This window comes from Microbacterium sp. 77mftsu3.1 (assembly GCF_900100525.1).
Classification (GTDB): Bacteria; Actinomycetota; Actinomycetes; order Actinomycetales; family Microbacteriaceae; genus Microbacterium; species Microbacterium aquilitoris.
Genome location: NZ_FNCR01000004.1, coordinates 38,794 through 65,486, shown reverse-complemented (window position 1 = coordinate 65,486; position 26,693 = coordinate 38,794). Strand labels below are relative to the sequence as shown.

24 protein-coding genes are annotated in these 26,693 nt (G+C 69.1%); 7 read left to right on the top strand and 17 right to left on the bottom strand.

The features are described 5' to 3' along the window. Positions 1 to 2: 2 nt before the first annotated feature. From BLR68_RS11115 to BLR68_RS11100, 4 genes are all read right to left on the bottom strand, one after another. On the bottom strand, positions 3 to 611 hold the full coding sequence (locus BLR68_RS11115) for a cell division protein FtsL (RefSeq protein WP_018186452.1): 609 nt from the start codon (positions 609 to 611) through the stop codon (positions 3 to 5). Then, positions 608 to 1,609 carry a 16S rRNA (cytosine(1402)-N(4))-methyltransferase RsmH gene (gene rsmH, locus BLR68_RS11110; protein WP_018186451.1) on the bottom strand — a complete coding sequence of 334 codons (1,002 nt, stop codon included), beginning with the start codon at positions 1,607 to 1,609 and terminating at the stop codon, positions 608 to 610. The genes BLR68_RS11115 and rsmH overlap by 4 nt, the downstream gene beginning before the upstream one ends. A 62-nt stretch (positions 1,610 to 1,671) precedes the next feature. Continuing rightward, the gene (gene mraZ, locus BLR68_RS11105) at positions 1,672 to 2,103 is read right to left on the bottom strand and encodes a division/cell wall cluster transcriptional repressor MraZ (protein ID WP_018186450.1); all 432 of its coding nucleotides are present in this window, start codon (positions 2,101 to 2,103) and stop codon (positions 1,672 to 1,674) included. Between the two features lie 225 nt (positions 2,104 to 2,328). Next, positions 2,329 to 2,706 (bottom strand): DUF3040 domain-containing protein, encoded by a 378-nt coding sequence (locus BLR68_RS11100; RefSeq protein WP_018186449.1) that lies wholly within the window; start codon positions 2,704 to 2,706, stop codon positions 2,329 to 2,331. A 60-nt stretch (positions 2,707 to 2,766) separates the two neighbouring features. On the opposite strand from BLR68_RS11100, the gene BLR68_RS11095 reads away from it, so the two are divergent. Beyond that, positions 2,767 to 3,864, top strand: a complete 1,098-nt coding sequence (locus tag BLR68_RS11095; RefSeq protein ID WP_018186448.1) for a polyprenyl synthetase family protein — start codon at positions 2,767 to 2,769, stop codon at positions 3,862 to 3,864. Between the two features lie 17 nt (positions 3,865 to 3,881). Here BLR68_RS11095 and BLR68_RS11090 read toward each other — a convergent pair whose 3' ends face one another. Next, a complete protein-coding gene (locus BLR68_RS11090) occupies positions 3,882 to 4,208 on the bottom strand; it encodes an Rv2175c family DNA-binding protein (RefSeq protein WP_018186447.1) in 327 nt (108 codons plus the stop codon). A gap of 211 nt (positions 4,209 to 4,419) precedes the next feature. On the opposite strand from BLR68_RS11090, the gene BLR68_RS11085 reads away from it, so the two are divergent. Continuing rightward, on the top strand, positions 4,420 to 5,556 hold the full coding sequence (locus tag BLR68_RS11085; RefSeq protein ID WP_018186446.1) for a LysM peptidoglycan-binding domain-containing protein: 1,137 nt from the start codon (positions 4,420 to 4,422) through the stop codon (positions 5,554 to 5,556). Between the two features lie 71 nt (positions 5,557 to 5,627). After that, positions 5,628 to 7,586: a Stk1 family PASTA domain-containing Ser/Thr kinase gene (gene pknB, locus BLR68_RS11080; RefSeq protein ID WP_018186445.1), complete on the top strand. Its 1,959-nt coding sequence runs from the start codon at positions 5,628 to 5,630 to the stop codon at positions 7,584 to 7,586. Between the two features lie 68 nt (positions 7,587 to 7,654). On the opposite strand, the gene BLR68_RS11075 is transcribed toward pknB, so the two are convergent. From BLR68_RS11075 to BLR68_RS11065, 3 genes are all read right to left on the bottom strand, one after another. Then, positions 7,655 to 8,983 (bottom strand): class II 3-deoxy-7-phosphoheptulonate synthase, encoded by a 1,329-nt coding sequence (locus BLR68_RS11075; protein ID WP_018186444.1) that lies wholly within the window; start codon positions 8,981 to 8,983, stop codon positions 7,655 to 7,657. A gap of 62 nt (positions 8,984 to 9,045) precedes the next feature. Then, on the bottom strand, positions 9,046 to 9,732 hold the full coding sequence (locus BLR68_RS11070) for a lysophospholipid acyltransferase family protein (protein ID WP_036324138.1): 687 nt from the start codon (positions 9,730 to 9,732) through the stop codon (positions 9,046 to 9,048). 1 nt (position 9,733) lies between these two features. Continuing rightward, the gene (locus BLR68_RS11065; RefSeq protein ID WP_018186442.1) at positions 9,734 to 10,669 is read right to left on the bottom strand and encodes an ROK family glucokinase; all 936 of its coding nucleotides are present in this window, start codon (positions 10,667 to 10,669) and stop codon (positions 9,734 to 9,736) included. Positions 10,670 to 10,817: 148 nt separating this feature from the next. Between BLR68_RS11065 and BLR68_RS11060 the strand changes: the two genes are divergently transcribed. Next, entirely contained in the window at positions 10,818 to 12,653 is a 1,836-nt protein-coding gene (locus BLR68_RS11060) for an AMP-dependent synthetase/ligase (RefSeq protein ID WP_018186441.1), read from the top strand. 50 nt (positions 12,654 to 12,703) lie between these two features. Here the strand turns inward: BLR68_RS11060 and BLR68_RS11055 are convergent, their stop codons facing one another. Genes BLR68_RS11055 through BLR68_RS11045 form a run of 3 tightly spaced genes read right to left on the bottom strand, consistent with a single transcriptional unit; the run spans position 12,704 to position 18,074 of the window. Next, complete coding sequence (locus tag BLR68_RS11055) at positions 12,704 to 13,192, bottom strand: peptide deformylase (protein ID WP_018186440.1); 489 nt, start codon at positions 13,190 to 13,192, stop codon at positions 12,704 to 12,706. After that, positions 13,192 to 14,625, bottom strand: coding sequence for a MinD/ParA family ATP-binding protein (locus tag BLR68_RS11050; protein ID WP_371130030.1), 1,434 nt, complete (start codon positions 14,623 to 14,625; stop codon positions 13,192 to 13,194). The genes BLR68_RS11055 and BLR68_RS11050 overlap by 1 nt, the downstream gene beginning before the upstream one ends. Before the next feature lie 41 nt (positions 14,626 to 14,666). Continuing rightward, positions 14,667 to 18,074, bottom strand: a complete 3,408-nt coding sequence (locus BLR68_RS11045) for a pyruvate carboxylase (RefSeq protein ID WP_018186438.1) — start codon at positions 18,072 to 18,074, stop codon at positions 14,667 to 14,669. A 97-nt stretch (positions 18,075 to 18,171) separates the two neighbouring features. Between BLR68_RS11045 and BLR68_RS11040 the strand changes: the two genes are divergently transcribed. Next, positions 18,172 to 18,984, top strand: coding sequence for a ParA family protein (locus BLR68_RS11040; RefSeq protein ID WP_018186437.1), 813 nt, complete (start codon positions 18,172 to 18,174; stop codon positions 18,982 to 18,984). A gap of 55 nt (positions 18,985 to 19,039) precedes the next feature. Here the strand turns inward: BLR68_RS11040 and BLR68_RS11035 are convergent, their stop codons facing one another. The 3 genes from BLR68_RS11035 to BLR68_RS11025 all read right to left on the bottom strand — a co-directional run bounded on the left by BLR68_RS11035 (position 19,040) and on the right by BLR68_RS11025 (position 20,851). Beyond that, complete coding sequence (locus tag BLR68_RS11035; protein ID WP_018186436.1) at positions 19,040 to 19,585, bottom strand: MerR family transcriptional regulator; 546 nt, start codon at positions 19,583 to 19,585, stop codon at positions 19,040 to 19,042. Between the two features lie 100 nt (positions 19,586 to 19,685). Beyond that, a complete protein-coding gene (locus tag BLR68_RS11030; RefSeq protein WP_018186435.1) occupies positions 19,686 to 20,318 on the bottom strand; it encodes a transcriptional regulator FtsR in 633 nt (210 codons plus the stop codon). 44 nt (positions 20,319 to 20,362) lie between these two features. Beyond that, the gene (locus tag BLR68_RS11025; protein WP_018186434.1) at positions 20,363 to 20,851 is read right to left on the bottom strand and encodes an FHA domain-containing protein; all 489 of its coding nucleotides are present in this window, start codon (positions 20,849 to 20,851) and stop codon (positions 20,363 to 20,365) included. A 270-nt stretch (positions 20,852 to 21,121) separates the two neighbouring features. Here BLR68_RS11025 and BLR68_RS11020 point away from each other — a divergent pair, with 270 nt between their 5' ends. Beyond that, positions 21,122 to 21,697 (top strand): copper resistance CopC family protein, encoded by a 576-nt coding sequence (locus BLR68_RS11020; protein ID WP_081626441.1) that lies wholly within the window; start codon positions 21,122 to 21,124, stop codon positions 21,695 to 21,697. A 29-nt stretch (positions 21,698 to 21,726) separates the two neighbouring features. Beyond that, a complete protein-coding gene (gene lpdA, locus BLR68_RS11015) occupies positions 21,727 to 23,127 on the top strand; it encodes a dihydrolipoyl dehydrogenase (RefSeq protein WP_018186432.1) in 1,401 nt (466 codons plus the stop codon). Positions 23,128 to 23,241: 114 nt separating this feature from the next. Here lpdA and BLR68_RS11010 read toward each other — a convergent pair whose 3' ends face one another. The 3 genes from BLR68_RS11010 to BLR68_RS11000 form a co-directional block, all read right to left on the bottom strand. After that, entirely contained in the window at positions 23,242 to 23,871 is a 630-nt protein-coding gene (locus BLR68_RS11010; protein WP_018186431.1) for a CYTH domain-containing protein, read from the bottom strand. Continuing rightward, a complete protein-coding gene (locus BLR68_RS11005) occupies positions 23,861 to 24,103 on the bottom strand; it encodes a hypothetical protein (protein ID WP_018186430.1) in 243 nt (80 codons plus the stop codon). The genes BLR68_RS11010 and BLR68_RS11005 overlap by 11 nt, the downstream gene beginning before the upstream one ends. An 88-nt stretch (positions 24,104 to 24,191) precedes the next feature. After that, entirely contained in the window at positions 24,192 to 26,675 is a 2,484-nt protein-coding gene (locus BLR68_RS11000) for a glycogen/starch/alpha-glucan phosphorylase (RefSeq protein WP_091362305.1), read from the bottom strand. Positions 26,676 to 26,693: the final 18 nt, after the last annotated feature.

Here is a 26,693-nt window from a genome sequence, read left to right as displayed (position 1 = left end):
TCTCAGTGTGTGTCGGGGGTCGGCAGTCCGTCGGTGATCGACGGGGGTGTCGGCGTATTGGCCAGCAACTCCTTGTCGAGGGATGCGCCGGAGTCGAGGCTCGCCTCCGGATCGGTGACGAGCGGGACCCCCGCGACGAGGGCGTTCGAGACGGCGGCGCGGGACAGCGCCTGGACCGACGAGGTGTCCGAGGCACCCTTCGTCGGGCCGAGGGTCTTGCCGTCGCTCAGGCGGATGTAGCTCGGCTCGCCGCCGGCGACGAGGCCGAGCGCGGACGCATTGGCGGCGAGGTACTGCGGCGAGCTGAGTCCGGCGACCTCGTCCTCGAGGATCTGCTTCTGGTAGTTGGCGTCGCGCTGCTGCGAGGTGAGGTCCTTCACCTCGAACGCGCCCTGGGTCGTCACGATCGAGAGCCCCATCTGCACGCCGGCGATCGCGAGAGCACCGACGACGGCGATCACGCCGAACGCCCGACGGGGACGACGGCGAGGCTGGGGAGCGATGCCGACGCCCGACCGACCGACCGGTCGGAGGGACGGCGCCGCCGACCCGAGGAGGACCTCGTCGGGTGCGGTCTCGATGGCGGTGGTGGCCAGGGCAGAAGCGCTCATGACGCCTCCCTCACTCTCTCGGCCGCACGCAGCCGCACCGGGGTGGCACGCGGGTTGCGGATCTTCTCTTCGTCGGACGCCAGCTCTGCACCCTTGGTGAGGAGCCGGAAACGGGGGGCATGCTCGGGGGGTTCGATCGGCAGCCCGGCAGGAGCGGTGGAGCGGGTCGACTCGGCGAACACGCGCTTGACGAGTCGGTCTTCGAGGGACTGGTACGACATGACGACGATCCGACCTGAGACGGGCAGGATGCCGAGGGCCGCCGGCAGGGCGCGCTCGAGCACCGCCAGCTCGCCGTTGACCTCGATGCGCAGCGCCTGGAAGACGCGCTTGGCGGGGTGACCGCTGCGCTCGCGCTGGACGGCCATCGGGGTGGCTGCGATGAGGATGTCGACGAGGTGCGCGGAGCGCTCGATCGGAGCCTCCTGCCGAGCGGCGATGATCGCCCTGGCGTAGCGACCGGCGAGCTTCTCGTCGCCGTAGCGTTCGAAGATCCGTCGCAGGTCGCCCTCGCCGTAGGTCGCGACGATGTCCGCCGCCGTCGTGCCGGCAGTCTGATCCATCCGCATGTCGAGCGGTGCGTCCTTCGAGTACGCGAATCCGCGGTCCGCCTCGTCCAGCTGCAGTGAGGAGACGCCGAGGTCGAAGAGGATCCCGTCCGCGTGCGAGAAACCGGCACCGCGAACAGCGTCGGCGATGCCGTCGTAGACGGTGTGCACGAGGGTGATGCGGTCGCCGAAGCGGGCGAGCCTCTCCCCCGCGATGCGGAGAGCGTCCGTGTCGCGGTCCAGACCGATGAGGTGAACGGCGGGGAAGCGCTCGAGGAGCGCCTCGGAGTGTCCGCCCATGCCGAGGGTCGCGTCGACGACGACGGCGCCGTCGCGCTGGAGGGCGGGAGCGAGCAGCTCGACGCAGCGGTTGAGCAGGACGGGGGTGTGGATGTCGTCGTGTGCCATGGTGCTTTCGGTTTCCGAGAGGTCCTCGACCCCGATCCCCATCCGCTCCGACCTGGCGCCGGGGAAGTGCGTCAGGGCGTGCGGCTGGGAGTCGCAGTCGAGGATCAGAAGAGTCCCGGGATCACCTCCTGCTCCATGTCCGAGTACGTGTCTTCGTTGCTGTCGGCGTAGGCGTTCCACGCGTCCGAGTTCCAGATCTCGGCGTGCGCGCCGACACCCGTCACGATCAGTTCCCGCTCGAGCCCCGCGTAGGTGCGGAGGTGGGGCGGGATGGTGATGCGGTTCTGCGAGTCGGGCTTCTCGGCGCTCGCGCCCGAGAGGAACATGCGCTGGAAGTCGCGCGCCTGCTTGTTCGTCAGCGGAGCTTCGCGGATGCGCTCGTAGACGCGCTCGAACTCGACCGAGCTGAACACGTAGAGGCACCGCTCCTGGCCACGGGTGATCACGACGCCGGGGCCGAGGTCGTCGCGGAACTTCGCCGGAAGGATGACCCGACCTTTGTCGTCCAGCTTGGGGGTGTGGGTGCCCAACAACATCGCTCGGTCACCCCCTTCGTCCGGCCCGCTCCAGGATGACACCACTTTACTCCACTTCCCTCCACTCTGCGACTGCTTTCCGCCGCAACGCCAGGAAATCCGCCACGGCGGGGCCGAGTGGCTCCCCGGCATCCGTCACGCGAACACAAAAAAAGCACCGACCCGGAGGTCGGTGCTTCTGAAGTGGAGGGAGGTGGAGTGCCTCAGCTCATCGGTGGCTGATGCTCATCGGTCGTCGTTCCGGCGATCCCATCGATCGTTCATCCGATCCATGAACGACGCGGAAGCGGGGGCGCGCGCGGCACGCGGCTTCCGCGTCCCCGTGGCGGCGCGCGACGCCGCGGCGCCCTTCGCGGGGGTGAAGGCCAGGACCACGCCGACGACCATGACGACGAAAGCCAGGACGCCGATCACGATGAGCGAGGTGGCGACTCCGACGACCAGACCGGCGATGCCGAGGAGCACGAGAACGGAGCCGTAGACGATGTTCCGGTAGCTGAGGGGACCCGTACCCCGGTCCGCGCTGACTACGTCGGCATCGTTGCGCATGAGATGGCGTTCCATCTCGTCCAGCAGACGCTGCTCCTGCTCTGACAGTGGCATGCATCCCCCTCGGGTCGGTCAGTCAAGTGTACGCGTGCGCGCGATCACTAGGCTAGGCCCGTGCCACACTTCCCCGACCCGATCGTCGTCGTTTCCCAGCGAGTCGAGAGGTTCCTGCAGGCACAGCGCGACGCCGCCGCCGACTTCGGCGCAGAGGCCAGCGCCTTCGTGGAGTCCGGCGCGTCCGCCGCCACCGGCGGCAAAGGGTTCCGCGCCAAGTTCTGCCTCGCCGGCTGGCGGGCCGTCGCGACGGCCGGGACGAGCGGCACGCCCGACATCCCCGAGGTCGTGACCGCGGCATCCGCTGCCCTCGAGATCTTCCACGCGGCCGCCCTCGTCCACGACGACGTCATCGACCGCTCCGACACCCGCCGCGGGCGACCCGCGTCGCACCGCGCGTGGGAGGCGGCGCACCGATCGGAGGCGTGGGCCGGCGACGGCGAGGAGTTCGGGCGGTCGGCCGCGATCCTCCTGGGCGATCTGCTCGTGGCGTGGAGCGACGACCTGCTCGAGGAGGGTCTGGTCGAAGCCGATCCCGACCGGGCCCACCGCGCCCGCGGCGAGTTCGCCCGCATGCGCCGCGAAGTGACGATCGGACAGTTCCTCGACGTCGCCGAGGAATCGGCGTACGTCACCGCCCCCGTCGAGACCCACGCCGATCGCGCGCTCCGGGTCGCCTCGTTGAAGTCGGCGCGGTACAGCGTCCAGCATCCGCTGCAGCTCGGCGCCACGCTCGCTGGAGCGGATGCCGAGCAGTACCGCGCGCTCGGCGACTTCGGGCATCCCATCGGGCTCGCCTTCCAACTGCGCGACGACGTCCTCGGCGTGTTCGGGGACAGCGCGGTGACGGGCAAGCCGGTCGGCGACGACCTCCGCGAGGGGAAGCGGACGCTCCTCATCGCGTACGCGCGGGCCTCGCTCGCGCCGGGCGCTCTCCGGGTGTTCGACGAGCTCATCGGCGATCGCGAGCTGTCACCCGAACAAGTCGGCCATCTGCAGCAGACCATCATCGACACCGGAGCGCTCGCCCTCGTCGAGGAACGGATTTCCGCGTGGGCGGCAGAGGCCGATCGCGCCCTCCGCGGCGCACGCCTCGGCAACGGCGCGGTCAGCGAACTGCGCGACCTCGCACGGGCGGCGACGGTGCGCGCGGCCTGAGCCGCGGCATCCGCTCGTCAGGCCAGCGACTGCGCGACGCGCCGGACCTCGCTCTTACGGCCCTGACGGAGTGCCTCGATCGGCGGGAAGCCGATGGACTCCTCGGGGGCGAGCAGCCAGTCGATCGCCTCGTCGTCCGAGAAACCGGCGTCGTGCAGCACGATGATCGTGCCGCGGAGCGACGAGAGGGGCGCGCCGTCGACGAGGAAGACGGACGGGACGCGCGGCGCCCCGAAGCGGCGGGACGCGACGAGCTGGTGCTCGTCGAGCATGCGACGGACGCGCCCGAGCGGCTCTCCCGTCAGCTCGACCAATTCGGGAAGGCTCAGCCAGTCAGTGGACACGGGCGACTCAGAACTCACCCCTCCACTATCGCATTCCCACCCCGCACTCGCTCATAACACCAGTCACATCCGTCTCATGGATTGACACCAGTCACATCGGCGTGTCACGGTTTCAGCGGGGGGATCCACCGATCTGGGACCGAACGAAGGAATGTCTGTGCGCCGGAACGACGTACTTCCCGCTGCTCTGATTCAGAGAAGCGCCCCGGCGGTGATCGGGTCCATCGCCCTCTCACTGTCTCTCCTCCCCCTCGATGCTGCGTCTGCCGACGAGCGGCGGGTCTCCGCTCCGGAACCGCTGACGGCTCGGGCCTACGCCGGCCCGACCTCCGCGACCGCGAAGGTCGACGTCGTCGGGACCGCGGCAGCTGCGCGATCCGTCAAGACGCACGTCGTCGCGCGAGGCGACACCGTCAGCGCCATCGCCGCAGCGCACGGAGTCCGGACCGCCGACGTGCTCACGTGGAACGGGCTCAGCTGGCGTTCGGTGATCCATCCCGGCGACGTGCTGCGGCTCGGCCCCAAGGCCGCCCGGACGGATGCCGCGCCCCGAGCGAAGGCTCCTGCCGCGGCATCCACCTACACCGTGCGTCGCGGCGACACGCTCTGGTCCATCGCGGCTCGTCACGACGTCAGTGTGTCGACGCTGTCCCGCGCGAACGGTCTGGGGGGCTCGACGACCATCCACCCCGGGCAGAAGCTGATCGTCCGCGCCCTCGCCGCGCCGCGCGTCGCTGTGGTCGCCGCGCCGGCCGCCGGACCCGTGCACGAGGTGTCCGCCGGGGAGACGATGTGGGCGATCGCGACGCGAAGCGGCGTCAGTCTCGCGCGGCTCCTCGCGGCCAACGGCCTGGACGAGGGGTCCATCATCTACCCGGGGCAGAAGCTCCGCATCCCGACCGCGAAGCCGGCACCCGCGGCCGCCGGGAAGGCACGCGCCGCCCTCGACGGCGAGCAGATCGCGAACATCAAGACGATCATCTCCGTCGGGCGGGAACGCGGCGTCTCCCGGGACGGCATCGCGATCGCCCTCGCCACCGCGATGGTCGAGTCGTGGATCCGCAACCTCGACGGCGGAGACCGGGACTCGCTGGGACTGTTCCAGCAGCGTCCGAGCGCCGGCTGGGGAACGCAGACGCAGATCCGCGACCCCCGCCGATCCGCCGCCGCGTTCTTCGGCGGTCCGTCTGACCCGAACGGCGACCGCACGCGCGGCCTGCTGGACATCGACGGCTGGGAGGACATGGCGTTCGGGGACGCCGCGCAGGCGGTGCAGATCTCGGCCTACCCCGAGCGGTACGGTCCGTGGAAGGCCGAGGCGTACCGCTGGCTCGAACTGTATGGGTGAGTCCGGACCGGCACCCGAGCGAGGGTGCGCCGTTACCCGGGCTCGCAGGGTCGGCTCCGTAGACTTCTGACGTGAACGCCAACCCGCAGACCGACCCGCTGATCGGCCGCCTGGTCGACGGCCGGTACCGGGTCCGCGGGCGCATCGCGCGCGGCGGGATGGCGACGGTCTACGTCGCCACCGACCTGCGCCTCGAGCGGCGGGTCGCGCTCAAGGTCATGCACGGCCACCTGTCGGACGACACCGTCTTCCAGAACAGGTTCATCCAAGAGGCCCGATCGGCCGCACGACTCGCCGACCCGCACGTCGTCAACGTCTTCGACCAGGGCCAGGACGGCGAGATGGCCTATCTCGTCATGGAGTACCTGCCCGGGATCACTCTGCGAGAACTGCTGCGCGAGCAGAAGCGGCTGACGCTCCCCCAGACGATCACCATCATGGATGCGATCCTCTCGGGGCTCTCGGCCGCACACCGCGCGGGCATCGTCCACCGCGATGTGAAGCCCGAGAACGTCCTGCTGGCCGAGGACGGTCGCATCAAGATCGGCGACTTCGGCCTGGCGCGCGCGACGAGCGCGAACACCGCGACCGGCCAGATGCTCCTCGGCACGATCGCCTACCTCGCGCCCGAGCTCGTCACGCGGGGGACGGCCGACGCCCGAAGCGACATCTACGCCCTCGGGATCATGCTCTACGAGATGCTCTCCGGCGAACAGCCCTACAAGGGCGAGCAGCCGATGCAGATCGCCTACCAGCACGCGACGCATTCGGTGCCACGCCCGAGCGTGAAGAACGCCGGCGTGCCGGAGCAGCTCGACGAACTCGTCCTCTGGGCGACCGAGCGCTCGCCGGAGGATCGCCCCACGGACGCGCGGGAGATGCTCGAGCGTCTCCGTGAGATCGAGAAGGACCTCGGCGTGTTCCCGCAGGTCGTCCGCTCGACGCCCGCGGGCGCCACCGTCGTCGTCGACGATTCGCTCGACTCGGACGAGGTCACCCGTGTCATGCCGGGCACCTTCACGGCCCCCAGCGTCACCACCGAGATCGACAACGCGACCCGGCTCCGCCGTCGATCGCACCGCAACTCCGTCAAGGGGGGCTGGATCCTCGCCGTGGTGCTGGTGCTCGCCGCCGCCGCAGGGGGACTGGGCTGGTGGTTCGGGTCGGGTCCGGGCTCGCTCGTGGCGGTCCCGGCCGTCGAGGGCATGAGCTTCGACAGCGCGCAGAGCCTGCTCGCCGACAGCGCCCTCGTCGCGCGTCGGAGCGACGTGCACAGCCTGGAGGTTCCCGCGGGCGAGGCGATCGGAACGAAGCCCGGCACCGGGACCTTCCTCGACCGCGACACCACGGTCACGGTGGAGATCTCCGCCGGGCCGGCGACGGCTGATCTCCCGAAGCTCCAGGATCGGACGAGCGCCGAGGTCGAGACGCTGCTGAAGGACAACAGCATCCAGGTCTCGACCACCAAGAAGTACTTCACGAGCTTCGCGGCCGACCGGATCGTGCGCGTGTACGTGACCCAAGCCGGATCGGCCGAGCCGGTGGAGTGCACCGACGGCTGCTCGGTTCTGCAGGGCTCGACCGCGGAGCTGCGCGTGTCGCTCGGCCCCCTCCCCGACGTCACCGGCAAGACCGGCGACGAGGCCACGGACATCCTCGAGAAGGCCGGCATGAAGGTCGAGGAGGACCGGGAGTACAGCAGCAGCGTCGCCGACGGCCTCGTCATCCGGGTCGAGGACCGTCCCGGCGGGGGCTCGTGGCAGCAGGGCGAGACCCTGACCATCGTCGTCTCAGACGGTCCGCAGCCGGTCGAGGTGCCCAATGTGGTCGGCGAGACGGTGCGGACCGCCGTCGACCGCCTGCAGGCAGCCGGGTTCAAGGTCAACCCGAACATCGAGGATGCCGAGATCCCGCTGGGCGGTCGATACTGGGACGTCTACCGCGTGAGGTCCATGACGCCCGACGGCGGAAGCCTGCAGCGTCCGGGCACGACGATCAGTCTGACGCCGCAGTTCCAGCCGTTCGGCTGACGCCGGACCGTCGGCATCCGGAGACGACGAAGGCCCGACGGTGAGAACCGTCGGGCCTTCGTCGTGGATCAGCGGTTGCCGAGCTCCTCGGCGACGAGGAACGCCAGCTCGAGAGACTGCATGTGGTTCAGACGCGGGTCGCAGAGCGACTCGTACCGCGTCGCCAACGTCGCCTCGTCGATCATCTCCGAGCCACCCAGGCACTCCGTCACGTCGTCACCCGTGAGCTCGACGTGGATGCCGCCCGGGAAGGTGCCGACGGACCGGTGCGCCTCGAAGAAACCGCGCACCTCGTCGACGACGTCGTCGAAGCGACGCGTCTTGTAGCCGGTCGGCGTCGTGATCCCGTTGCCGTGCATCGGGTCGGTGACCCAGAGCGGGGTGGCACCGGAATCCTTGACGGCCTGCAGGAGCGGGGGCAGGGCGTCGCGGATCTTGCCCGCTCCCATGCGCGTGATGAACGTGAGACGGCCGGGCTCGCGCTCAGGGTCCAGCTTGTCGATGAGCGCGAGCGCCGTCTCGGGCGTCGTCGTCGGACCCAGCTTGACCCCGATGGGGTTGCGGATCTTCGAGAAGTAGTCGACGTGCGCGCCGTCGAGCTCGCGCGTGCGCTCCCCCACCCAGAGGAAGTGGGCGGACGTGTTGTACGGCGTGCCCGTCCGCGAGTCGATGCGGGTCATCGGGTGCTCGTAGTCCATGAGCAGGCCCTCGTGGCCCGTGTAGAACTCGACGCCGCGCAGCTCATCGAAGTTCGCTCCTGCGGCCTCCATGAACTTGATGGCGCGGTCGATCTCACCCGCGAGGCGCTCGTAGCGCTGATTGGCCGGGTTCTTCGCGAAGCCCTGGTTCCAACTGTGCACCTCGCGAAGGTCGGCGAAGCCGCCCTGCGTGAAGGCCCGGATGAGGTTCAGGGTGGATGCCGCTGTGTGGTACCCCTTCAGCAGTCGCTGGGGGTCCGCCGTCCGCGACGCCTCGGTGAAGTCGTAGCCGTTGACGATGTCGCCGCGGTAGGCCGGGAGCGTGACGTCGCCGCGGGTCTCGGTGTCGCTCGACCGAGGCTTGGCGAACTGGCCGGCCATGCGACCCATCTTCACGACGGGCATCGATGCGCCATAGGTCAGCACGACCGCCATCTGCAGGACCGTCTTGATGCGGTCGCGGATCTGCTGAGCCGTCGCACCGGCGAACGTCTCGGCGCAGTCGCCGCCCTGAAGCAGGAACGCCTGACCGGATGCCGCCTTGGCCAGACGCGCGCGGAGGTTGTCGACCTCACCGGCGAAGACGAGCGGCGGGAGGGTCGCGATCTCGGCGGAGACGGCAGCGACCGCATCCGCGTCGGGCCACAGCGGCTGCTGCTTGATCGGGAGCGAGCGCCAGTGGTCGAGAGGAGTGGGCATCCGCACATTCTACCGACGAGGGAGGGGGCCGTCGGTCGTGTGACGCCGGCTCGATCGGCGCCTCAGGCTGCGGCGGGGCGGCGGTCCTTGACCGTGGACGCGTAGACGTCCTCGTACTCCTGCTCCCCCATCCGCTGGAGCGCGACCATGATCTCGTCGGTCACCGATCGCAGCACGAAGCGGTCGGACTCCATGCCGTAGAACCGGCTGAAGTCGAGCGGTTCGCCGATCACCATGCCGACGCGCCCGACACGCGGGATGGAACGTCCGATCGGCATGACGTCGTCGGTGCCGATCATGACCACGGGGATGACGGGGACGCGCGCCGTGAGCGCCATGCGCGCCAGACCGGTCCGGCCCCGGTACAGCTTGCCGTCGGGGCTCCGGGTCCCCTCGGGATAGATCCCCAGGATGTCGCCTCGTCCGAGCACCTGGAGTCCGGTGTTGAGGGATGCCTCCGAGGCCTTGCCGCCGGTGCGGTCGATCGGGATCTGGCCCGTCCCCTGCATGAAGACGCGGGTCGCCCACCCTTTGAGGCCCTTGCCCGTGAAGTAGTCGCTCTTGGCGAGGAAGGACATGGGCCGGTCGATCATCAGCGGCAGGAAGATCGAGTCGCTGACGGACAGGTGGTTGCTGGCGATGATCGCCGCGCCGGATGCCGGGATGTTGCTGCGTCCCACGATCCACGGACGGAAGATCGCCTTCACGATCGGCCCGATGATCAGGTATTTCAGGACCCAGTAGATCATGTCAGACCCGGCCGCCCGCGAGGTCGGCGACACCGATGAGACCGGCGTCGTTGCCCAGGGTGGCGATCGAGAACGAGGCGATGGGCCGCTCGCCGTAGCCGGGAAGCGCCGTCGCATACGCTTCGCGCACGGGATGCAGGAGACGTTCGCCGAGGTCGGCGACGCCGCCGCCGATGACGAAGAGCGCGGGGTCCAGAACCGCCTGGAACCCACCGCACGCCTCACCCAGTGCGGTCGCGACCCGGTGGACCGCCTCGAGCGCGCCCTCGTCACCCGCGGCGATGAGGGCCTCCATCGCCGCGGCGGGGACGATACCCTCGGCCGTCCGGGCGGCGGCGAGACCGGCTCCGAGTGCGCCGGATGCCGCGATGTCCGCGGCCTCCCGCTGCAGCGCCCGTCCCGAGGCGTACTGCTCGAGGCATCCGTTCTGACCGCATCCGCACGCGCGCCCGCCCCGTTCGAAGCGGATGTGGCCGAGCTCGGCCCCGATGCCGTTGCCGCCGACCAGGAGTTCGCCGTCGATGATCGCGGCTCCGCCGACACCCGTGCCGAGGGTGATCATCACCATGTCGCTGACGTCTCGCCCCGCACCGAAGCGGAACTCGCCCCACCCCGCGGCGTTCGCGTCGTTCTCGAGTGTGACGGGGCGGCCGATGCGCCGCTCGAGCTCGTCGCGGAGCGGTTCGTCCGCCCAATCGATGTTGGGAGCGTGCAGGATGACCGAGCGGCTGGCATCGATGAAGCCCGCGGCCGCCACACCGACGGCGTGGACGACGCGATCGGCGACCAGCTCGTCGACCATGGCCGCGACCGCGTCCGCAAGGGCATCGGGGTCCGTCGGCGTGGGCACGCGGCGCCGATCGACGATCGTCCCGTCCGGATCGACGACGCCGCCGGCGATCTTGGTCCCACCGATGTCGATGCCGACGTTGAGCACGCCACTCCCCTCCGCGCGTGCGCGGTCGCACGGCATCCGTGAGTCTAATGGGGCGGGCGAATCCGGACAGTCGCCACGGGACCGAGGATCACCATGCCCTAGACTCGGTCGCACCTGACGCCACCCGGTACCAAAGGAGTTGCCGCCCATGAGCGCCGTACAATTCGACGTCCCCGCCGTCGTCGCCGCGGATCCGACCGCGAACACCTCGGACATCCTCGTCGAGCGGGTGAAGGCGACTCCGTCGCTCGCCCTGTTCGCCGTCCCCGACGGAGGCGGCTGGCGCGACATCACCGCGGCGGAGTTCCACCGCGAAGTCCTGGCGCTGGCCAAGGGCCTCGCGGCCAGCGGCATCCAGCCCGGCGACAAGGTCGCCTTCCTGGCGCGAACGACCTACGACTGGACCCTCGTCGACTTCGCGCTCTTCTTCACCGGCGCCGTCATGGTGCCCGTGTACGAGACCAGCTCGCCGTCGCAGATCGAGTGGATCCTCAGCGACTCAGGCGCCGTCGCCATGATCGTCGAGAGCACCGTGCATGCGGAGCGCGTCGCCGAGATCCGTTCGGACGTCCCGCTCCTGCGGGAGGTGTGGACGATGCAGGCGGGTGACCTCGACGTGCTGCGCTCGCGCGGCACCGACGTCACCGACGACGAGATCGAACGCCGTCGCTCGCTCGCAGATGCGGACGACATCGCCACGCTCATCTACACGTCCGGCTCGACGGGCCGCCCCAAGGGGTGCGTCCTCACCCACAAGAACTTCGTCGAGCTGTCGCGGAACTCCGCCGTCGCGCTCAGCGAGGTCGTGCAGCAGCCGGGCGCCGCGACCCTCCTCTTCCTCCCCCTCGCGCACGTCTTCGCGCGTTTCATCTCGATCCTCAACATCCACGGCGGCGTGAAGACGGGGCACGAGCCCGACACGACGAAGCTCCTCGCGGGTCTGGGGTCGTTCAAGCCGACCTACCTGCTCGCCGTGCCGCGGGTGTTCGAGAAGGTCTACAACTCGGCCGAGCAGAAGGCGGAGGCAGGCGGGAAGGGCAAGATCTTCCGAGCGGCGGCCGCCGTCGCCGTCGAGCACTCGCGTCGACTGCAGGACGGGGAGAAGATCCCGCTCGCGATGAAGGTGAAATTCGCCCTCTTCGACCGTCTAGTGTACAGCAAGCTGCGCACCGCGATGGGGGGCCGGGTCGCCCACGCCGTCTCGGGGTCCGCCCCGCTCGGCTCGCGCCTCGGGCACTTCTTCCACAGCCTCGGCGTGCAGATCCTCGAGGGGTACGGCCTGACCGAGACCACGGCGCCCGCGACCGTGAACCTCGCGACGAAGTCCAAGATCGGCACGGTCGGACCCGCCCTCCCGGGCGTCGGCGTCCGCCTCGCCGACGACGGCGAGATTGAGGTGCGCGGCGTCAACGTCTTCAAGGAGTACTGGCGGAACCCCGAGGCCACCGCGGCCGCATTCGACGACGGGTGGTTCCGCACCGGCGACATCGGGTCCTTCGACTCGGAAGGCTATCTGACGATCACCGGTCGCAAGAAGGAGATCATCGTTACCGCCGGCGGCAAGAACGTCGCCCCCGCCGTCCTGGAAGACCCGATCCGCGCCAACCCGATCGTCGGTCAGGTCGTCGTCGTCGGCGACCAGAAGCCGTTCATCGGCGCCCTGGTCACCCTGGACCGCGAGATGCTTCCGACGTGGATGGGCAACAACGGGCTGGCGGCCGACATGCCGATGTCGCAGGTGATCACGCACCCGAAGGTCCTCGCCGAGGTCCAGACCGCCGTCGACCGCGCCAACTCGTCGGTTTCCCGAGCGGAGTCGATCCGCAAGTTCGTGATCCTCGACACCGAGTGGACCGAGGCATCCGGCCACCTCACGCCGAAGATGAGCATCAAGCGCAACGTCATCCTCTCGGACTTCGCCGCCGACATCGACGAGCTCTATCAGGCCAACGTGTCGACGACGAACATCTCGCTCGGCAACTGAGCACCACGACGAAAGGCCCCGGAGATCCGGGGCCTTTCGTCATCGGCGGGTCAGAACCAGTCCGACTCCCGCACCTCGCGCATCGCCTGCCGGCGGACATCCTTCGGCAGACGATCCAAGTAGAGGATGCCGTCGAGGTGATCGCATTCATGCTGCAGCGCCTGAGCGAGCAGGCCCTCGCCCTCGATGACGATCTCTGCGCCGTCGAGGCCGAGCCCCGTCACACGCGCCCACGGGTGCCGGAGGGCGTCGTGCCAGAGGCCCGGAACGGAGAGGCATCCCTCCCCCGTCGGCTCCGGATCACCGGACACCTCGAGCACGGGGTTGAGGACGTACCCGATCACTCCGTCGACGTTGTAGCTGAAGGCCCGGAGCGCGACTCCGATCTGCGGCGCCGCCACGCCGGCGCGGCCCGGCTCGGCGACCGAATCGACGAGATCGGTGACCAGACTCCGGACACCGTCGTCGATGTCGTCGATCGGTGCACATGTTCCTCGGAGCACGGGGTCGCCGAAGATGCGGATGGGACGGACGGCCATCAGCGGACCGTCCCCGCCGCACGGAGCCCTTCGACGACGACCGCAGCAAGCTCCCGCGCAGCGAGTCGCGTGGCGGGGTCGAGGTCGCGGAAGGTGATCGGTCCCCCCGTGGCGATGTGCGAGTCGTACGGGATCGTCACGACCGCGCGCACCCGCGACCGGAAGTGGGCTTCCAGCTCGCTGGGTCGGATGAGGCTCGCGCCGGGACGCGAGGTGTTCAGCACGACGACGGCATCGCGGGCGAGGTCGGCGTAGCCGTTGGACTCGAGCCACGACAGCGTCTCGGAGGCGAGCTTCGCCTCGTCGACGCTCCGCCCCGCGACGATGAGAAGCTGGTCCGCCAACTCGAGCGTGGCATCCATCACGGAGTGAACGATGCCGGTCCCGCTGTCGGTCAGGACGATGGAGTAGTAGTGAGCCGCGATGGCCGCCACATCGTGATAGTCCCGATCGCTGAACGCTTCGGAGAGGTGCGGGTCGGCGTCGGACGCGAGGATGTCGAGGCGGGTCTCGTCGCGGGCCACGAGGGCGGACAGGTCGTTGAAGCCGTGCACCTCGGCACGCGAGCGCACCAGGTCGCGCACCGTCTTGCCGCTGGAACGCTCGATCCGTTCGGCGAGCGTGCCGCGATCAGGGTTGGCGTCGATCGCGATCACCCGGTCCTCGCGGGCGTCTGCGAGGGCCATGCCGAGGAGGGTGGTGACGCTGGTCTTGCCCACACCGCCCTTCCGGGACAGGACGGGCACGAACTTCGCACCGCCGACGAGGGGAGCCGCGATACGACGGCCGAGTTCCTTCCGCGCGCGGACGCGAGGATTGTCCGCCAGGACGACCCGGCGGCCCGTGGCGGTGTAGACCAATCGCTGCCACAGGCCCTCGGGCTCGGACGGAGCGACGCGCGCGCGGTCGATGAGCCGGTCGGCGGTGAGGAGGTCCGGACTCTCGCGATCGGCACCGAGCTGGTCGAGGCGGCGCGACTGCAGCGGCTCCTCGTCGATGCGGGCACCGCGCACGCGTTCGAGGGCGTGCTTGTCCGTCGCGACTGCGTGGTGAGCCGCGCGGCGGGTGGTGCCCGTCTGCGTCGACACGGCGGTCGTCGTGGGGGGCACCACCTCGGCGTCGACCACGTCTTCGGTCACCTCGGCGGGCGATCCGTCGGCGGCGGGTTCTTCGACCGGGGCCGGCTCCTCGGGTGTCGTCTCCTGAGCCGTGAGGTCGCCCTGATCGGTGGACATCGTCGTGGTCGCGACATCCTCGTCGTCGACGTAGTCGTCGTCATCGTCGGAGAGCGGCGGCAGCGCGAGATCGATCTGCGCCGTCGCCCCCTCGACGATGCCGATGCCGGTGGTCTCGAGGTTGTCGGTGCGCTCGAGCACACCGTTGTCGACGTCGTCCGACGTTTCGTTGTCGTGCTCGCGCATCACGGGGGTCACTCCTGGTGGTTCTCGGGGCTCGAAAAGCCCGACGCACCAGGTTAGTCCGCGGGACGGACCACGAGCAAAAGGTCGCCGGCCTCGACCTGCGCCGTCGTCGCGATGACGATCCGCTCCACGACGCCGTCGACGGGGGCGGCGATCGCCGCCTCCATCTTCATGGCCTCGATGGATGCCACGGGCTCACCCGCCCGGACCTTCGTCCCCTCCTCGGCCTTGACGGTGACGACGCCCGAGAAGGGTGCTGCCACCTGGCCGGGCTTCGACGTGTCGGCCTTCTCGGCCTGCCGGGCCTCGACCGAGACGGCGCGATCGCGCACGGTGACCGGACGGAGCTGACCATTGAGGGTCGCCATCACCGTCCGCATCCCCTTGTCGTCGACCTCGCCGATCGCCTCGAGCCCCACGTAGAGCTGAACGCCGCGCTCGATCTCGACGACGTGCTCCTGGCCGGGCCGCATGCCGTAGAGGTAGTCGATCGTGTCGAGGACGCTGAGGTCGCCGAAGGTCTCCCGCACCTCGTGGTAGGCCTTCGTCGGCGCAGGGAACAACAGCCGGTTGAGCGTCTGACGTCGGGTCGCCGAGTCGGCGTTCAACGCCGCCGCGTTCTCTGCCGAGATCTCCGTCACGCCGACCCTCCTCGATCGACCGGCGAGAACCTTCGAACGGAACGGCTCCGGCCACCCGCCCGGCAGGTCACCGAGTTCGCCCGCCATGAACGCGACCACCGAATCGGGGACGTCGTATTTCTCGGGGTTCGCCTCGAAGTCCGCGGGGTCGGCCTTCACCGCCGTCAGGTGCAGCGCGAGGTCGCCCACGACCTTCGACGACGGCGTCACCTTGGGGATGCGGCCGAGCATGCGATCCGCCGCGGCGTACATGTCCTCGATCAGCTCGAAGTCCTCCGCCAGCCCCAGCGCGATGGCCTGCTGACGAAGGTTCGACAGCTGCCCGCCGGGGATCTCGTGGTGGTAGACGCGTCCGGTGGGGCCGGGCAGCCCGGACTCGAACGGTGCGTACAGATTGCGCACCGCCTCCCAGTACGGCTCCAGGTCCGCGACCGCCTGCAGGTCGAGGCCCGTGTCGCGCTCGGTGTCGGCCATCGCGGCGACGAGCGCCGAGAGGGAGGGCTGACTCGTCGTGCCCGACATCGGCGCGGCGGCGGCGTCGACGGCATCCGCCCCCGCCGCGCTGGCGGCCAGGAGCGTCGCCAGCTGTCCGCCGGCGGTGTCGTGCGTGTGGACATGGACCGGGAGGTCGAAGCGTTCGCGGAGCGCCGTCACGAGCTTCGTCGCGGCAGCGGGACGGAGGAGCCCCGCCATGTCCTTGATCGCGAGGATGTGGGCCCCGGCCTCGACCATCTGCTCGGCGAGACGGAGGTAGTAGTCGAGCGTGTAGAGGTCCTCCGCCGGGTCGAGCAGGTTTCCCGTGTAGCAGACGGCCGTCTCCGCGACCGCCGTCCCCGTCGCCAGCACGGCCTCGATCGCGGGGCGCATCTGACTGACGTCGTTCAGCGCGTCGAAGATGCGGAAGATGTCGACCCCGGATGCGGCGGCTTCGGCCACGAACGCGTCGGTCACGCTCGTCGGGTACGGCGTGTACCCCACCGTGTTGCGACCGCGTAGGAGCATCTGGATCGCGACGTTCGGGAGCGCGGTACGCAACGCGTCGAGCCGCTCCCACGGGTCCTCGCCGAGGAAGCGGAGTGCCACGTCGTACGTCGCGCCGCCCCATGCCTCCACCGACAGCAGTTGCGGCGTCAGCCGGGCGACGTGCGGCGCCACGCGGACGAGGTCCTTCGTCCGCACCCGGGTCGCCAGGAGCGACTGGTGTGCGTCGCGGAACGTCGTCTCGGTGACGGCGAGGCCGGGCTGCGCGCGGAGCGCCTCGGCGAACCGCTTCGGCCCCAGCTCGAGCAGACGCTGACGCGATCCCGGCGCCGGTTCCGCGTTCAGATCGACCGCGGGGAGCTTCGCGGCGGGATCGGTGTGGACCGGGCTGTCGCCGTTCGGCCGGTTCACCGTGACATCGGCCAGCCACGAGACGATCTTGGATCCCCGGTCCTTCGACTCGCGGCCGAGGACGAGCTCAGGACGCTCGTCGATGAAGGCCGTGCTGAGGTCGCCCGCGACGAAGGCGGGGTCGTCGAGGACACGCTGCAGGAAGGGGATGTTGGTCGAGACGCCGCGGATGCGGAACTCCGCCAGGGCGCGCCGGGACCGGATGACGGCCGCCTCGAAGTCGCGACCACGGCAGGTCAGCTTCGAGAGCATCGAATCGAAGTGCGGGCTGATCTGCGACCCGGCCGCGGTCGTACCTCCGTCGAGACGGATGCCGGCACCCCCCGGCGAGCGATAGGTCGTGATCTTGCCGGTGTCGGGGCGGAAGCCGTGCGCGGGATCCTCGGTCGTGATGCGGCACTGCAGCGCGGCTCCGCGCAGCTGGATCTGCTCCTGACGGAGACCCAGGTCGGCCAGCGTCTCCCCCGATGCGATGCGCATCTGAGATTGAACCAGATCGACATCCGTGACCTCCTCGGTCACGGTGTGCTCCACCTGGATGCGAGGGTTCATCTCGATGAAGACGACCTCGCCGGTGCGCGGGCCCGCCGTCTCGAGGAGGAACTCGACGGTGCCGGCGTTCTCATATGCGATCGATTCGGCGAAAGCGACGGCGTACGCGTGCAGGCTCCGGCGGATCTCGTCGTCGAGGTTGGGCGCCGGCGCGATCTCGACCACCTTCTGGTGGCGACGCTGCACCGAGCAGTCGCGCTCGAAGAGGTGGACGGTGGTGCCGGCCTTGTCGGCGAGGATCTGCACCTCGACGTGACGGGGTCGCTGGACGGCCTGCTCGAGGAAGACGCGGGCGTCGCCGAACGCGCTGCCCGCCTCACGCATCGCCTCGGACAGGGCGGGCGGGAGCGCATCCGGGTGCTCGACGCGACGCATCCCTCGCCCGCCGCCGCCGGCGACGGCCTTCACGAAGATGGGGAAGCCGATGTCGCCCGCCTGCGCGACCAGGTGATCGATGTCGTCGGATGCCTCGGTCGAGCGGAGGACGGGCACACCTGCCGCGATGGCGTGCTGCTTCGCCGTGACCTTGTTTCCGGCCATCTCGAGAACGGTCGAGGACGGGCCGATGAACGCGATGCCGTTGGCCGCGGCCTTCGCGGACAGCTCGGGATTCTCCGACAGGAACCCGTAACCGGGGTAGATCGCGTCCGCGCCGCTCTCGAGGGCGACGCGGATGATCTCGTCGACGTCGAGGTACGCGCGGACCGGATGCCCCACCTCGCCGATCTGGTAGGCCTCATCCGCTTTCAGCCGATGAAGCGAGTACCGATCCTCGTACGGGAAGACCGCCACCGTGCGGGCCCCCAGCTCATACGCCGCGCGGAATGCGCGGATCGCGATCTCTCCGCGGTTTGCGACCAGAATCTTCCGAAACATGCTCTTCCCCTCTACAGGGTGCGGGGCCGCTGCGTCGGGGCCGCCGAGGTACGGGCTGAGTACCCTCACAGCCTAGGGGACGGTAACGTGGTCGCTTGTGCACGTACTCTCCGTCAGCTCCCTCAAAGGTGGCGTCGGCAAGACGACCGTGACCCTGGGCCTCGCCTCCGCGGCGTTCGCGCGCGGGGTGCGGACCCTTGTCGTCGACCTGGACCCGCAGTCCGACGTGTCGACGGGGATGGACATCCAGGTGGCGGGGCGTCTCAACGTCGCCGACGTCCTCGCGAATCCCAAGGAGAAGGTCGTCCGACAGGCGATCACCTCGAGCGGCTGGGCGAAGGTCCACCCCGGGACGATCGACGTCATGATCGGCAGCCCCTCCGCCATCAACTTCGACGGACCGCACCCGAGCGTCCGCGACGTCTGGAAGCTCGAAGAAGCGCTCGCGACCATCGAGGCGGACTACGACCTGGTCCTCATCGACTGCGCGCCGTCGCTGAACGCCCTCACCCGCACGGCGTGGGCGGCATCCGATCGCGTCGTCGTCGTGACCGAACCGGGTCTCTTCTCGGTCGCCGCCGCCGACCGCGCGCTCCGCGCCATCGAGGAGATCCGTCGCGGCCTCTCGCCGCGCCTGCAGCCCCTCGGGATCGTCGTCAACCGTGTGCGCCCGCAGTCGATCGAGCACCAGTTCCGCATCAAGGAACTCCGCGACATGTTCGGTCCGCTCGTCCTCACCCCTCAGCTGCCCGAGCGCACCTCGCTGCAGCAGGCTCAGGGCGCGGCGAAGCCCCTGCACATCTGGCCGGGCGACTCCGCACAGGAGCTCGCCGCGGACTTCGACTCGCTGCTCGACCGGATCGTCCGCACCGGCAGGATCCCCGTCTCCGGAGCCGTCTCCCCCGCCTGACCTCCGGGCGCACGACAACGGGCGACGCGCGTCGTGCGCCAGCGTCGCCGAAGTGTCAGGCCGAGCGGGCTGAGCGACGAGCCGCGAGCTCGTCCATCTGCTCGGGCTGCTGAGCGTCGAAGTCGACCAGCGTGGTCTCGACCTCGCGGAGCACCTTTCCGACGGCGATGCCGAAGACGCCCTGGCCCCGACTGACCAGATCGATGACCTCGTCGTTCGAGGTGCACAGATACACAGAGGCTCCATCGCTCATGAGCGTGGTCCCGGCGAGGTCGCGGATGCCGGCAGCGCGCAGCTGGTCGACGGCGATGCGGATCTGCTGCAGCGAGATACCGGTGTCGAGAAGACGCTTCACGAGCTTCAGGACGAGGATGTCGCGGAAGCCGTACAGTCGCTGCGATCCCGACCCGCTCGCCCCACGGACCGTGGGCTCCACCAGTTCGGTGCGCGCCCAGTAGTCCAGCTGGCGGTAGGTGATACCGGCTGCGCGAGCCGCTTGGGCACCGCGGTAACCGACTTCGTCGTCCATCTCGGGGAGGCCGTCGGTGAACAGGAGCTCTGTCGAGAACTTCTGCTCGCCCAGCGCGTCGTGCGCAGTCATCGAGGCCTCCTGCAGGTGATCGGTTCTTCAACGCTAGAGGAGGGAGGGGCCTCGGGCAATGACATCCGACTCCCGGGCCTCGGCGTGTCGCGGAAGGGACTCACGGCGTCAAGCGCTCGAGCGCGGCGCTGACGAACACCTGCCGGATCTCTTCGAGACGCCGTGCCAGCTCGGGCGCCACCTCACTGGCCTGCGCGCGGGAACCGGCATCCGTCCGGCGCAGCAGCGGGGCGATGGCGCTCTCGATCAACGAGACCTCGCGCTCGGCGCTCTGACGGATGGTGCGGATGTGGCGAGGCTGGATGCCGTGAGCGTTCAGCGCGACAAGCGACCGCAGGACTCCCAGTGCCCGCTCGTCGAAGGTGTCGGCTGGAGCGATGATCCCCGCGGAGACTGCTTCGTTGAGCAGTGTCGTGGAGGCGCCGGCCGTGCTCAGGAGCTCGTCGCGTCGGTAGCGTCGCGACGTCTGCACGATCGAGGCGGGAGGAGCGGGAGCGACGTCGTCGCCGTGTTCTTCGAGGTACTCGCGGATGCGGGCGAGCGGGAGGCCGAAATCACGCTGCATCGTGAGAGCCGTCCGCAGCCGCTCGACGTCAGCCGGGGAGAACTTCCGGTACCCCGAGTCGGTGCGCACGGGCGTGACGATGCCCTGGACTTCGAGGAAGCGGAGCTTGCTGGCCGTGATCGCGGGGAATTCGGGACTCAACCGGGCGAGGACCTGACCGATGCTCAAGGAGCCCGAGGACGCTGCTCGTCCCCGGGTCGCGGCGGCCGGGCTCACGCGCTGATCGCCCGCTCGGCAGGAGCCACGAAGAAGTTGAGACGGAACTTGCCCACGCGGACCTCCGCGCCGTCCGTCAGGGTCGCGCGATCGACGCGCTCACCGTTGACGTAGGTGCCGTTCAGCGACCGCTGGTCGATCAGCTCGAACGTTGCACCCGTGCGGGTGATCTCGGCGTGACGACGCGACACGGTCACGTCGTCGAAGAAGATGTCGGCCTCCGGGTGACGACCCACGGTCGTGACGTCGGTGTCGAGCAGGTAGCGGGCACCCGCAGTCGGGCCCGAACGCACGATCAGGAGCGCGGCACGCGCCGGAAGGGCGTTGATCGCCTCGACCTCCGCCGCCGTCAACTCCGCGCCGAAGGGCACGAAGGAAAGGTCCGAGTCGTGCCCGAACGTCTGCGTCGAGTCCACGAGACGCGGGTGCGCCGAGGTCTCGGCACCACGATGGATGTCGCCGCCCGGTCGCTGATTGTCGTCCACGATGTCCTCCTTCTTCCACAGTAACCGATCGGTCACGCTCCCGGTTGCCGGGCACCCCGGATCGGGGCGCGCGGAGGGGCGTTGTCCTGGATGTCGTCGGGCACGACGAGCCGCTCCCCGCCTGGGTAGCCTGACGCACATCGTCCCCTTCTCACAAGGAGCAGATGGCACCGGCCGGCCTCTCCGTGGTCGGCTGTCGCATGGTAGCGACGGGACGCGCGCGAGAACAGGGTCGTGGGCACCCCTCCCTCTTCCACTATCGTCGCGCGCATGTCCACGATCACGACAGCTTCCGCTCGACGCCCGGTCACCGCGATGGCCGGCGCGACGATCGCCGCACTCCTCTTGTTCGCCCCGGCCGCCTCCGCCGCCGCCCACGACGAACTGCTCTCCTCCGATCCCGCACCCGACACGGTGCTCGGGACGACTCCCGCCGCGATCACGCTGACGCTCAGCGACGCGCCGTCGACCGAAACGGGCTCGACGGAGTTCGCCGTCTACGACGAGGAGTGCGACTCGATCGGCGAGGGCGACCCCGTCGTAGACGGCAACACCGTCTCGCAAGCGATCCGCGGACCGGTCGAGGGCGCTGTCCTCGTGCAGTGGCGGGTGGTCTCGAGCGACGGTCACCCCATCTCCGACGAGTACACCTTCTCGGTCGGAGAGGACGGGAAGGTGGCTGCCGCCGAGGAATGCGGCGAGTCGGTCGGCGAGCAGACCGAAGGGTCGTCGGAAGGCTTCAACGCCGTGCCCTACGCCGTCGGCGGAGCCATCATCTTCGCGGCTGTGGGCGTGGTCCTCGCCGTCGCGATCGTGCGTGGACGGCGGGGCGCCACGAAGGAGTGACGGCACCCGCAGCGGGCTAGGCTGGACGTATGCCTCACTACGACGTCGTCATCCTCGGTGCCGGCCCCGGCGGCTATGTCGCGGCCGTCCGCTCAGCACAGCTCGGACTGTCCACCGCCATCATCGAAGAGAAGTACTGGGGCGGTGTCTGCCTCAACGTGGGCTGCATCCCTTCGAAGGCTCTTCTGAAGAACGCCGACCTCGCGCACACCTTCACCCACAAGGCCGACCTGTTCGGCATCAGCGGTGACGTGAGCTTCGACTTCGGCGTCGCGTGGGACCGCAGCCGCAAGGTCGCCGACACCCACGTCAAGGGCATCCACTTCCTCATGAAGAAGAACAAGGTGACCGAGTACGACGGTCGCGGCACGTTCCTCGACGCGAAGACCATCGAGGTCGCGAAGTCCGACGGCTCCACCGAGACCGTCACCGCCGACAACGTCATCATCTCGACCGGGTCGACCGTGCGCCTCCTGCCCGGCGTCACCCTGAGTGAGAACGTCGTCACCTATGAGGAGCAGATCCTCACCCGTGAACTGCCGAACTCGATCGTCATCGTGGGCGCCGGTGCCATCGGCATGGAGTTCGCATTCTTCATGAGCAACTACGGCGTGAAGGTGACGATCATCGAGTTCCTCGATCGCGCGCTGCCCAATGAAGACGTCGAGATCTCGAAGGAGATCCAGCGCCAGTACAAGAAGTACGGCATCGACATCCTCACCTCGACCAAGGTCGAGTCCGTCGTCGACTCCGGCGACAAGGTCACCGTGTCGTACTCGGCGAACGCCGACGGCGCGAAGGGTCAGATCGAAGCCGACAAGGTGCTCATGTCCATCGGCTTCGCTCCGCGTGTCGAGGGCTTCGGTCTCGACAAGACCGGCGTGAAGCTCACCGAGCGCGGTGCGATCGAGATCGACGAATACATGCGCACGAACGTCGACGGCGTCTACGCCATCGGCGACGTCACCGCCAAGCTGCAGCTCGCGCACGTGGCCGAGGCGCAGGGCGTCGTCGCCGCCGAGACGATCGGCAAGGCCGAGACCCAGACGCTGGGCGACTACCGCAACATGCCCCGCGCCACCTTCTGCTCGCCGCAGGTCGCCTCGTTCGGGCTCACCGAGCAGCAGGCCCGCGACGCCGGCTACGACATCAAGGTCGCGAAGTTCCCCTTCTCAGCCAACGGCAAGGCCAACGGCCTGGGAGAGCCGGTCGGCTTCGTGAAGCTGATCGCGGATGCCGAGCACCTCGAGCTGCTCGGCGGCCACCTCATCGGTCCGGACGTGTCCGAGCTCCTCCCCGAGCTCACGCTCGCCCAGAAGTGGGACCTCACCGCCCTCGAGGCCGCGCGCAACGTGCACACGCACCCGACCCTCTCGGAGGGCCTGCAGGAGGCGTTCCACGGCCTCGCGGGCCACATGATCAACCTCTGATCGCAGCGGGAAGACCTATCGGATCGATGGGGTCTTCAGTAACCTGACGATCACGACTGACGCCGCCCCGAACGAAGCCGGGGGCGGCGTCAGTGCGTTAACGGGTGCGGCGGCTCAGAGACCGAGTGCGCGTTCGAGCTTGGAGCCCGACGCCGACACGTCTCCGCCGGCGGCACGGACCAGCTCGTCGGCCGCATCGAAGAGCGCGTCGCGGGCGGCGGCATCCGCGGGCGCCGCAGGCCCGAGCTCGAGTTCCCACTCGCGCCAGGCCGTCTCGACGCCCCGGCGGACATCTGTCGCGGTGACGCGGTCGTCGACGAATTCGGCGAGGAGGCCTCCCCCGGCGTCGAGGAGGGCGTAAGCGGTGCGCGAGTTCCGGATGCGAGCGAGGGGCGCGAACGGGGGCGCTGCGATCTCGGCGAGGACGCTCTCGATCTCTGCCGGGACGACGATGTGCTCCGGGTCGCCGTCGTCGAGCGGCCAGCGCGACTCGGCCTTACCCTCGGGGGTCACGCGCTTGATGTGCCACCCCTCGTCGGGGCCGCCGCTCCGGCGACGCAGGGCGACGCGCGCGCGGCCGAGCGCTCCGTCCACCGTGTCGAGATAGTGCGCGTCGAGTTCGCGGGGCTCGGGCGCGCCGACGACGGCGACGCCGGGAAGCCGTGCCCAATCGGGCAGCGGCGTCCCGGCGTCGACGTCGTAGGTCCGCTCGATCTCGAGCGAGTGCTCCGGCTCAGTCGTCAAGGGTCGAACGGTCGTCGCGCTCGTCCGCGGACGGGTCGATGTCGTCTTGAGCGGCGATGAAATGGAAGTCGGCGGACGTGGGTCCGTCGTCTTCTCCCGTGTTCTCGTCGGCGCCCGAGCGCTCGTACGTGATCTGCGTCTCGCTGTAGGGCAGGATCAGCCGATCCGTGTCCTCTTCGAGCGGGATGACCTGTCCGTCGAGCGGACCGCCGTGAAGTCGTGCAATAGCCATGATGAACCTCCGCTACCGACTCTAATCGGGCGGATGCAGCTCGACCCGATGCCTTGTCAGCGGGCCGAGGCGGTGATATCCCGGCGACTCAGAGGATCGGCGGGGTGTGCCAGATGCGGTCGATGTAATCGCGCATCGACCGATCCGACGAGAAGAAGCCGCACCGTGCGACGTTGAGGATCGCGGCGCGGGTCCACGCATCCTGGTCGGCGTACAGGGCGTCGACGCGCTTCTGCGCGGCGATGTAGTCGGTGTAGTCCGCGAGCGCCATGAAGGGATCGTGGTGCGTCAGGTTAGACACGACCGGCTCGAACACCGAGGCGTCCCCGCCGGAGAACGCACCGGAGGAGATCAGCTCGAGAGCGCGCGACAGGTTCTCGTCGGCGCGGACGAAGTCGATGGGGTGGTAGCCCCGCGCCTGCAGGTCGGCGACCTCGGGCTCGGCCATGCCGAAGAGGAAGAAGTTGTCGTCGCCGACGAGCTCGCGGATCTCGACGTTCGCGCCGTCGTCCGTGCCGATCGTGAGGGCACCGTTGAGGGCGAACTTCATGTTGCCGGTGCCGGAGGCCTCTTTGCCTGCGAGCGAGATCTGCTCGGACAGGTCGGCGGCCGGGACGATGCGCTCCGCGAGGGTCACGTTGTAGTTCGGCGGGAACAGCACCTTCAGTCGACCATCGACGCGCGGGTCGTCGTTGACGACGGATCCCACAGCGTTGATGAGGTGGATGATGCGCTTGGCCATCGCGTAGCCGGGCGCCGCCTTCGCGCCGAACACGAAGGTCCGCGGAGTCACCTGGTCGGGCGTCACGCGGCCCGAGACGATGGCGTCGTACTCCGTGATGATGTGGAGGAGCTTGAGCGTCTGACGCTTGTACTCGTGGAGCCTCTTCACCATCACGTCGAGCAGGTGGTCGTCGGCGACCGTGAGCCCGTCGCGCTCGGCGAGCGTGCGGGCGAGCACTCGCTTGTTCGCCGCCTTGACCGCACGGAAGGCGGAGCGGAACTCGGCATCGTCGGCGTACTCCTCGAGCTCGCGCAACCGATCCAGGTCGGTGAGCCACCCCGCGCCGATCGTGTCGGTGATCAGACGCGACAATCCCGGGTTGGCGAGCTTGACGAACCGACGCGGCGTCACCCCGTTCGTGACGTTCGTGAACTTGTCGGGGTAGAACTCGTCGAAGTCCGGCAGGACCTTCTCGCGGAGCAGCTGGGAGTGCAGCTCCGCGACGCCGTTGACCTTCGACCCGGCGACGGTGGCGAGGTAGGCCATCCGGATCGCCCCGTCGGGCGAGACGATCGACATGCGGCGGATCCGCTCCGAATCGTCGCCGAACCGCTCGCGGACCGCCTCGAGGAACTCGTCGTTGATCCGGTAGATGATCTCCAGATGCCGCGGAAGCAGGCGACCAAGCAGGTCAGCCGGCCACACCTCGAGCGCCTCGGGCAGCAGGGTGTGGCACGTGTAGGCGAAGCACTGCTGGGTGATCTGCCACGCGGCATCCCACTCGAGCCCCTTCTCGTCGACGAGCACGCGCATGAGCTCGGGGACACCGATGACGGGATGCGTGTCGTTGAGCTGGAAGATGACCCGGTCGGGAAGATTCGCGAGGTCGAAATCCGTCGGCAGGATGAGATTGACGAAGTCGCTGATGGATGCCGCGACGAAGAAGTACTGCTGCTGCAGACGCAGTTCCTTGCCCTGCGGCGTGGAGTCCTCGGGGTAGAGCACCTTGGAGATGTTCTCGGCGTAGGTCTGCGCCCGCACCGCCTCCTGGTAGTCGCCGGCGTTGAAGACGCGGAGGTCGAAGCCCTGCGTCGCCTGCGCACTCCAGAGCCGGAGCGTGTTGACGCGGCCGTTGTGGTAGCCGGGGACCATGTAGTTGTAAGGCACGGCGAGGACGTTCCACGCGGGGACCCAGCGCGTCCGCGTCACTCCCCCGTCGTCGTAGGTCTCGGTGTGGCCGCCGAAGGAGACGGTCCGCGCCGCCTCGGGGTGCGGGAACTCCCAGGGCGAGCCGAGCGCGAGCCAGGAGTCGGCCTGCTCGACCTGCTGCCCGTCGACGAAGGTCTGCCGGAAGATGCCGTACTCGTATCGGATGCCGTACCCGACGCTCGGGACACCGAGGGTCGCCAGAGAGTCGATGAAGCACGCCGCGAGCCGTCCCAGTCCGCCGTTGCCGAGACCCGGCTCGACCTCCATCGCGCGGACGTCGTCGAGGTCGAGGCCGCACGCCACGAGCGCCTCGTCGGCGATGTCGGTGAGGCCCGTGGCGAGCAGGTTGTTGTCGAGCTGCCGACCGAGCAGGTACTCGGCCGAGAGGTACGCGACACCCTTCGACTGGATCGTGCGCTGACGCCGGACATCCTCGAGCCACCGTGCCATGAGGTAGTCGCGCACCGTCGCGGCGAGCGCGAAGTACCGATCGTTGGCCGTCGACGTCGACAGCGCGACGCCGCGCCCGTTGTTGAGGTTCCGGAGGAACTGGGTCACGAAGCCGTCGACGGTGGGCTCGGGTGCCTGCACGGGCGCAAGGGCGATCGGGTGAGTCGGTTGAAGGCGCGGGTTCTTCACGGTTCGACGGTACACACC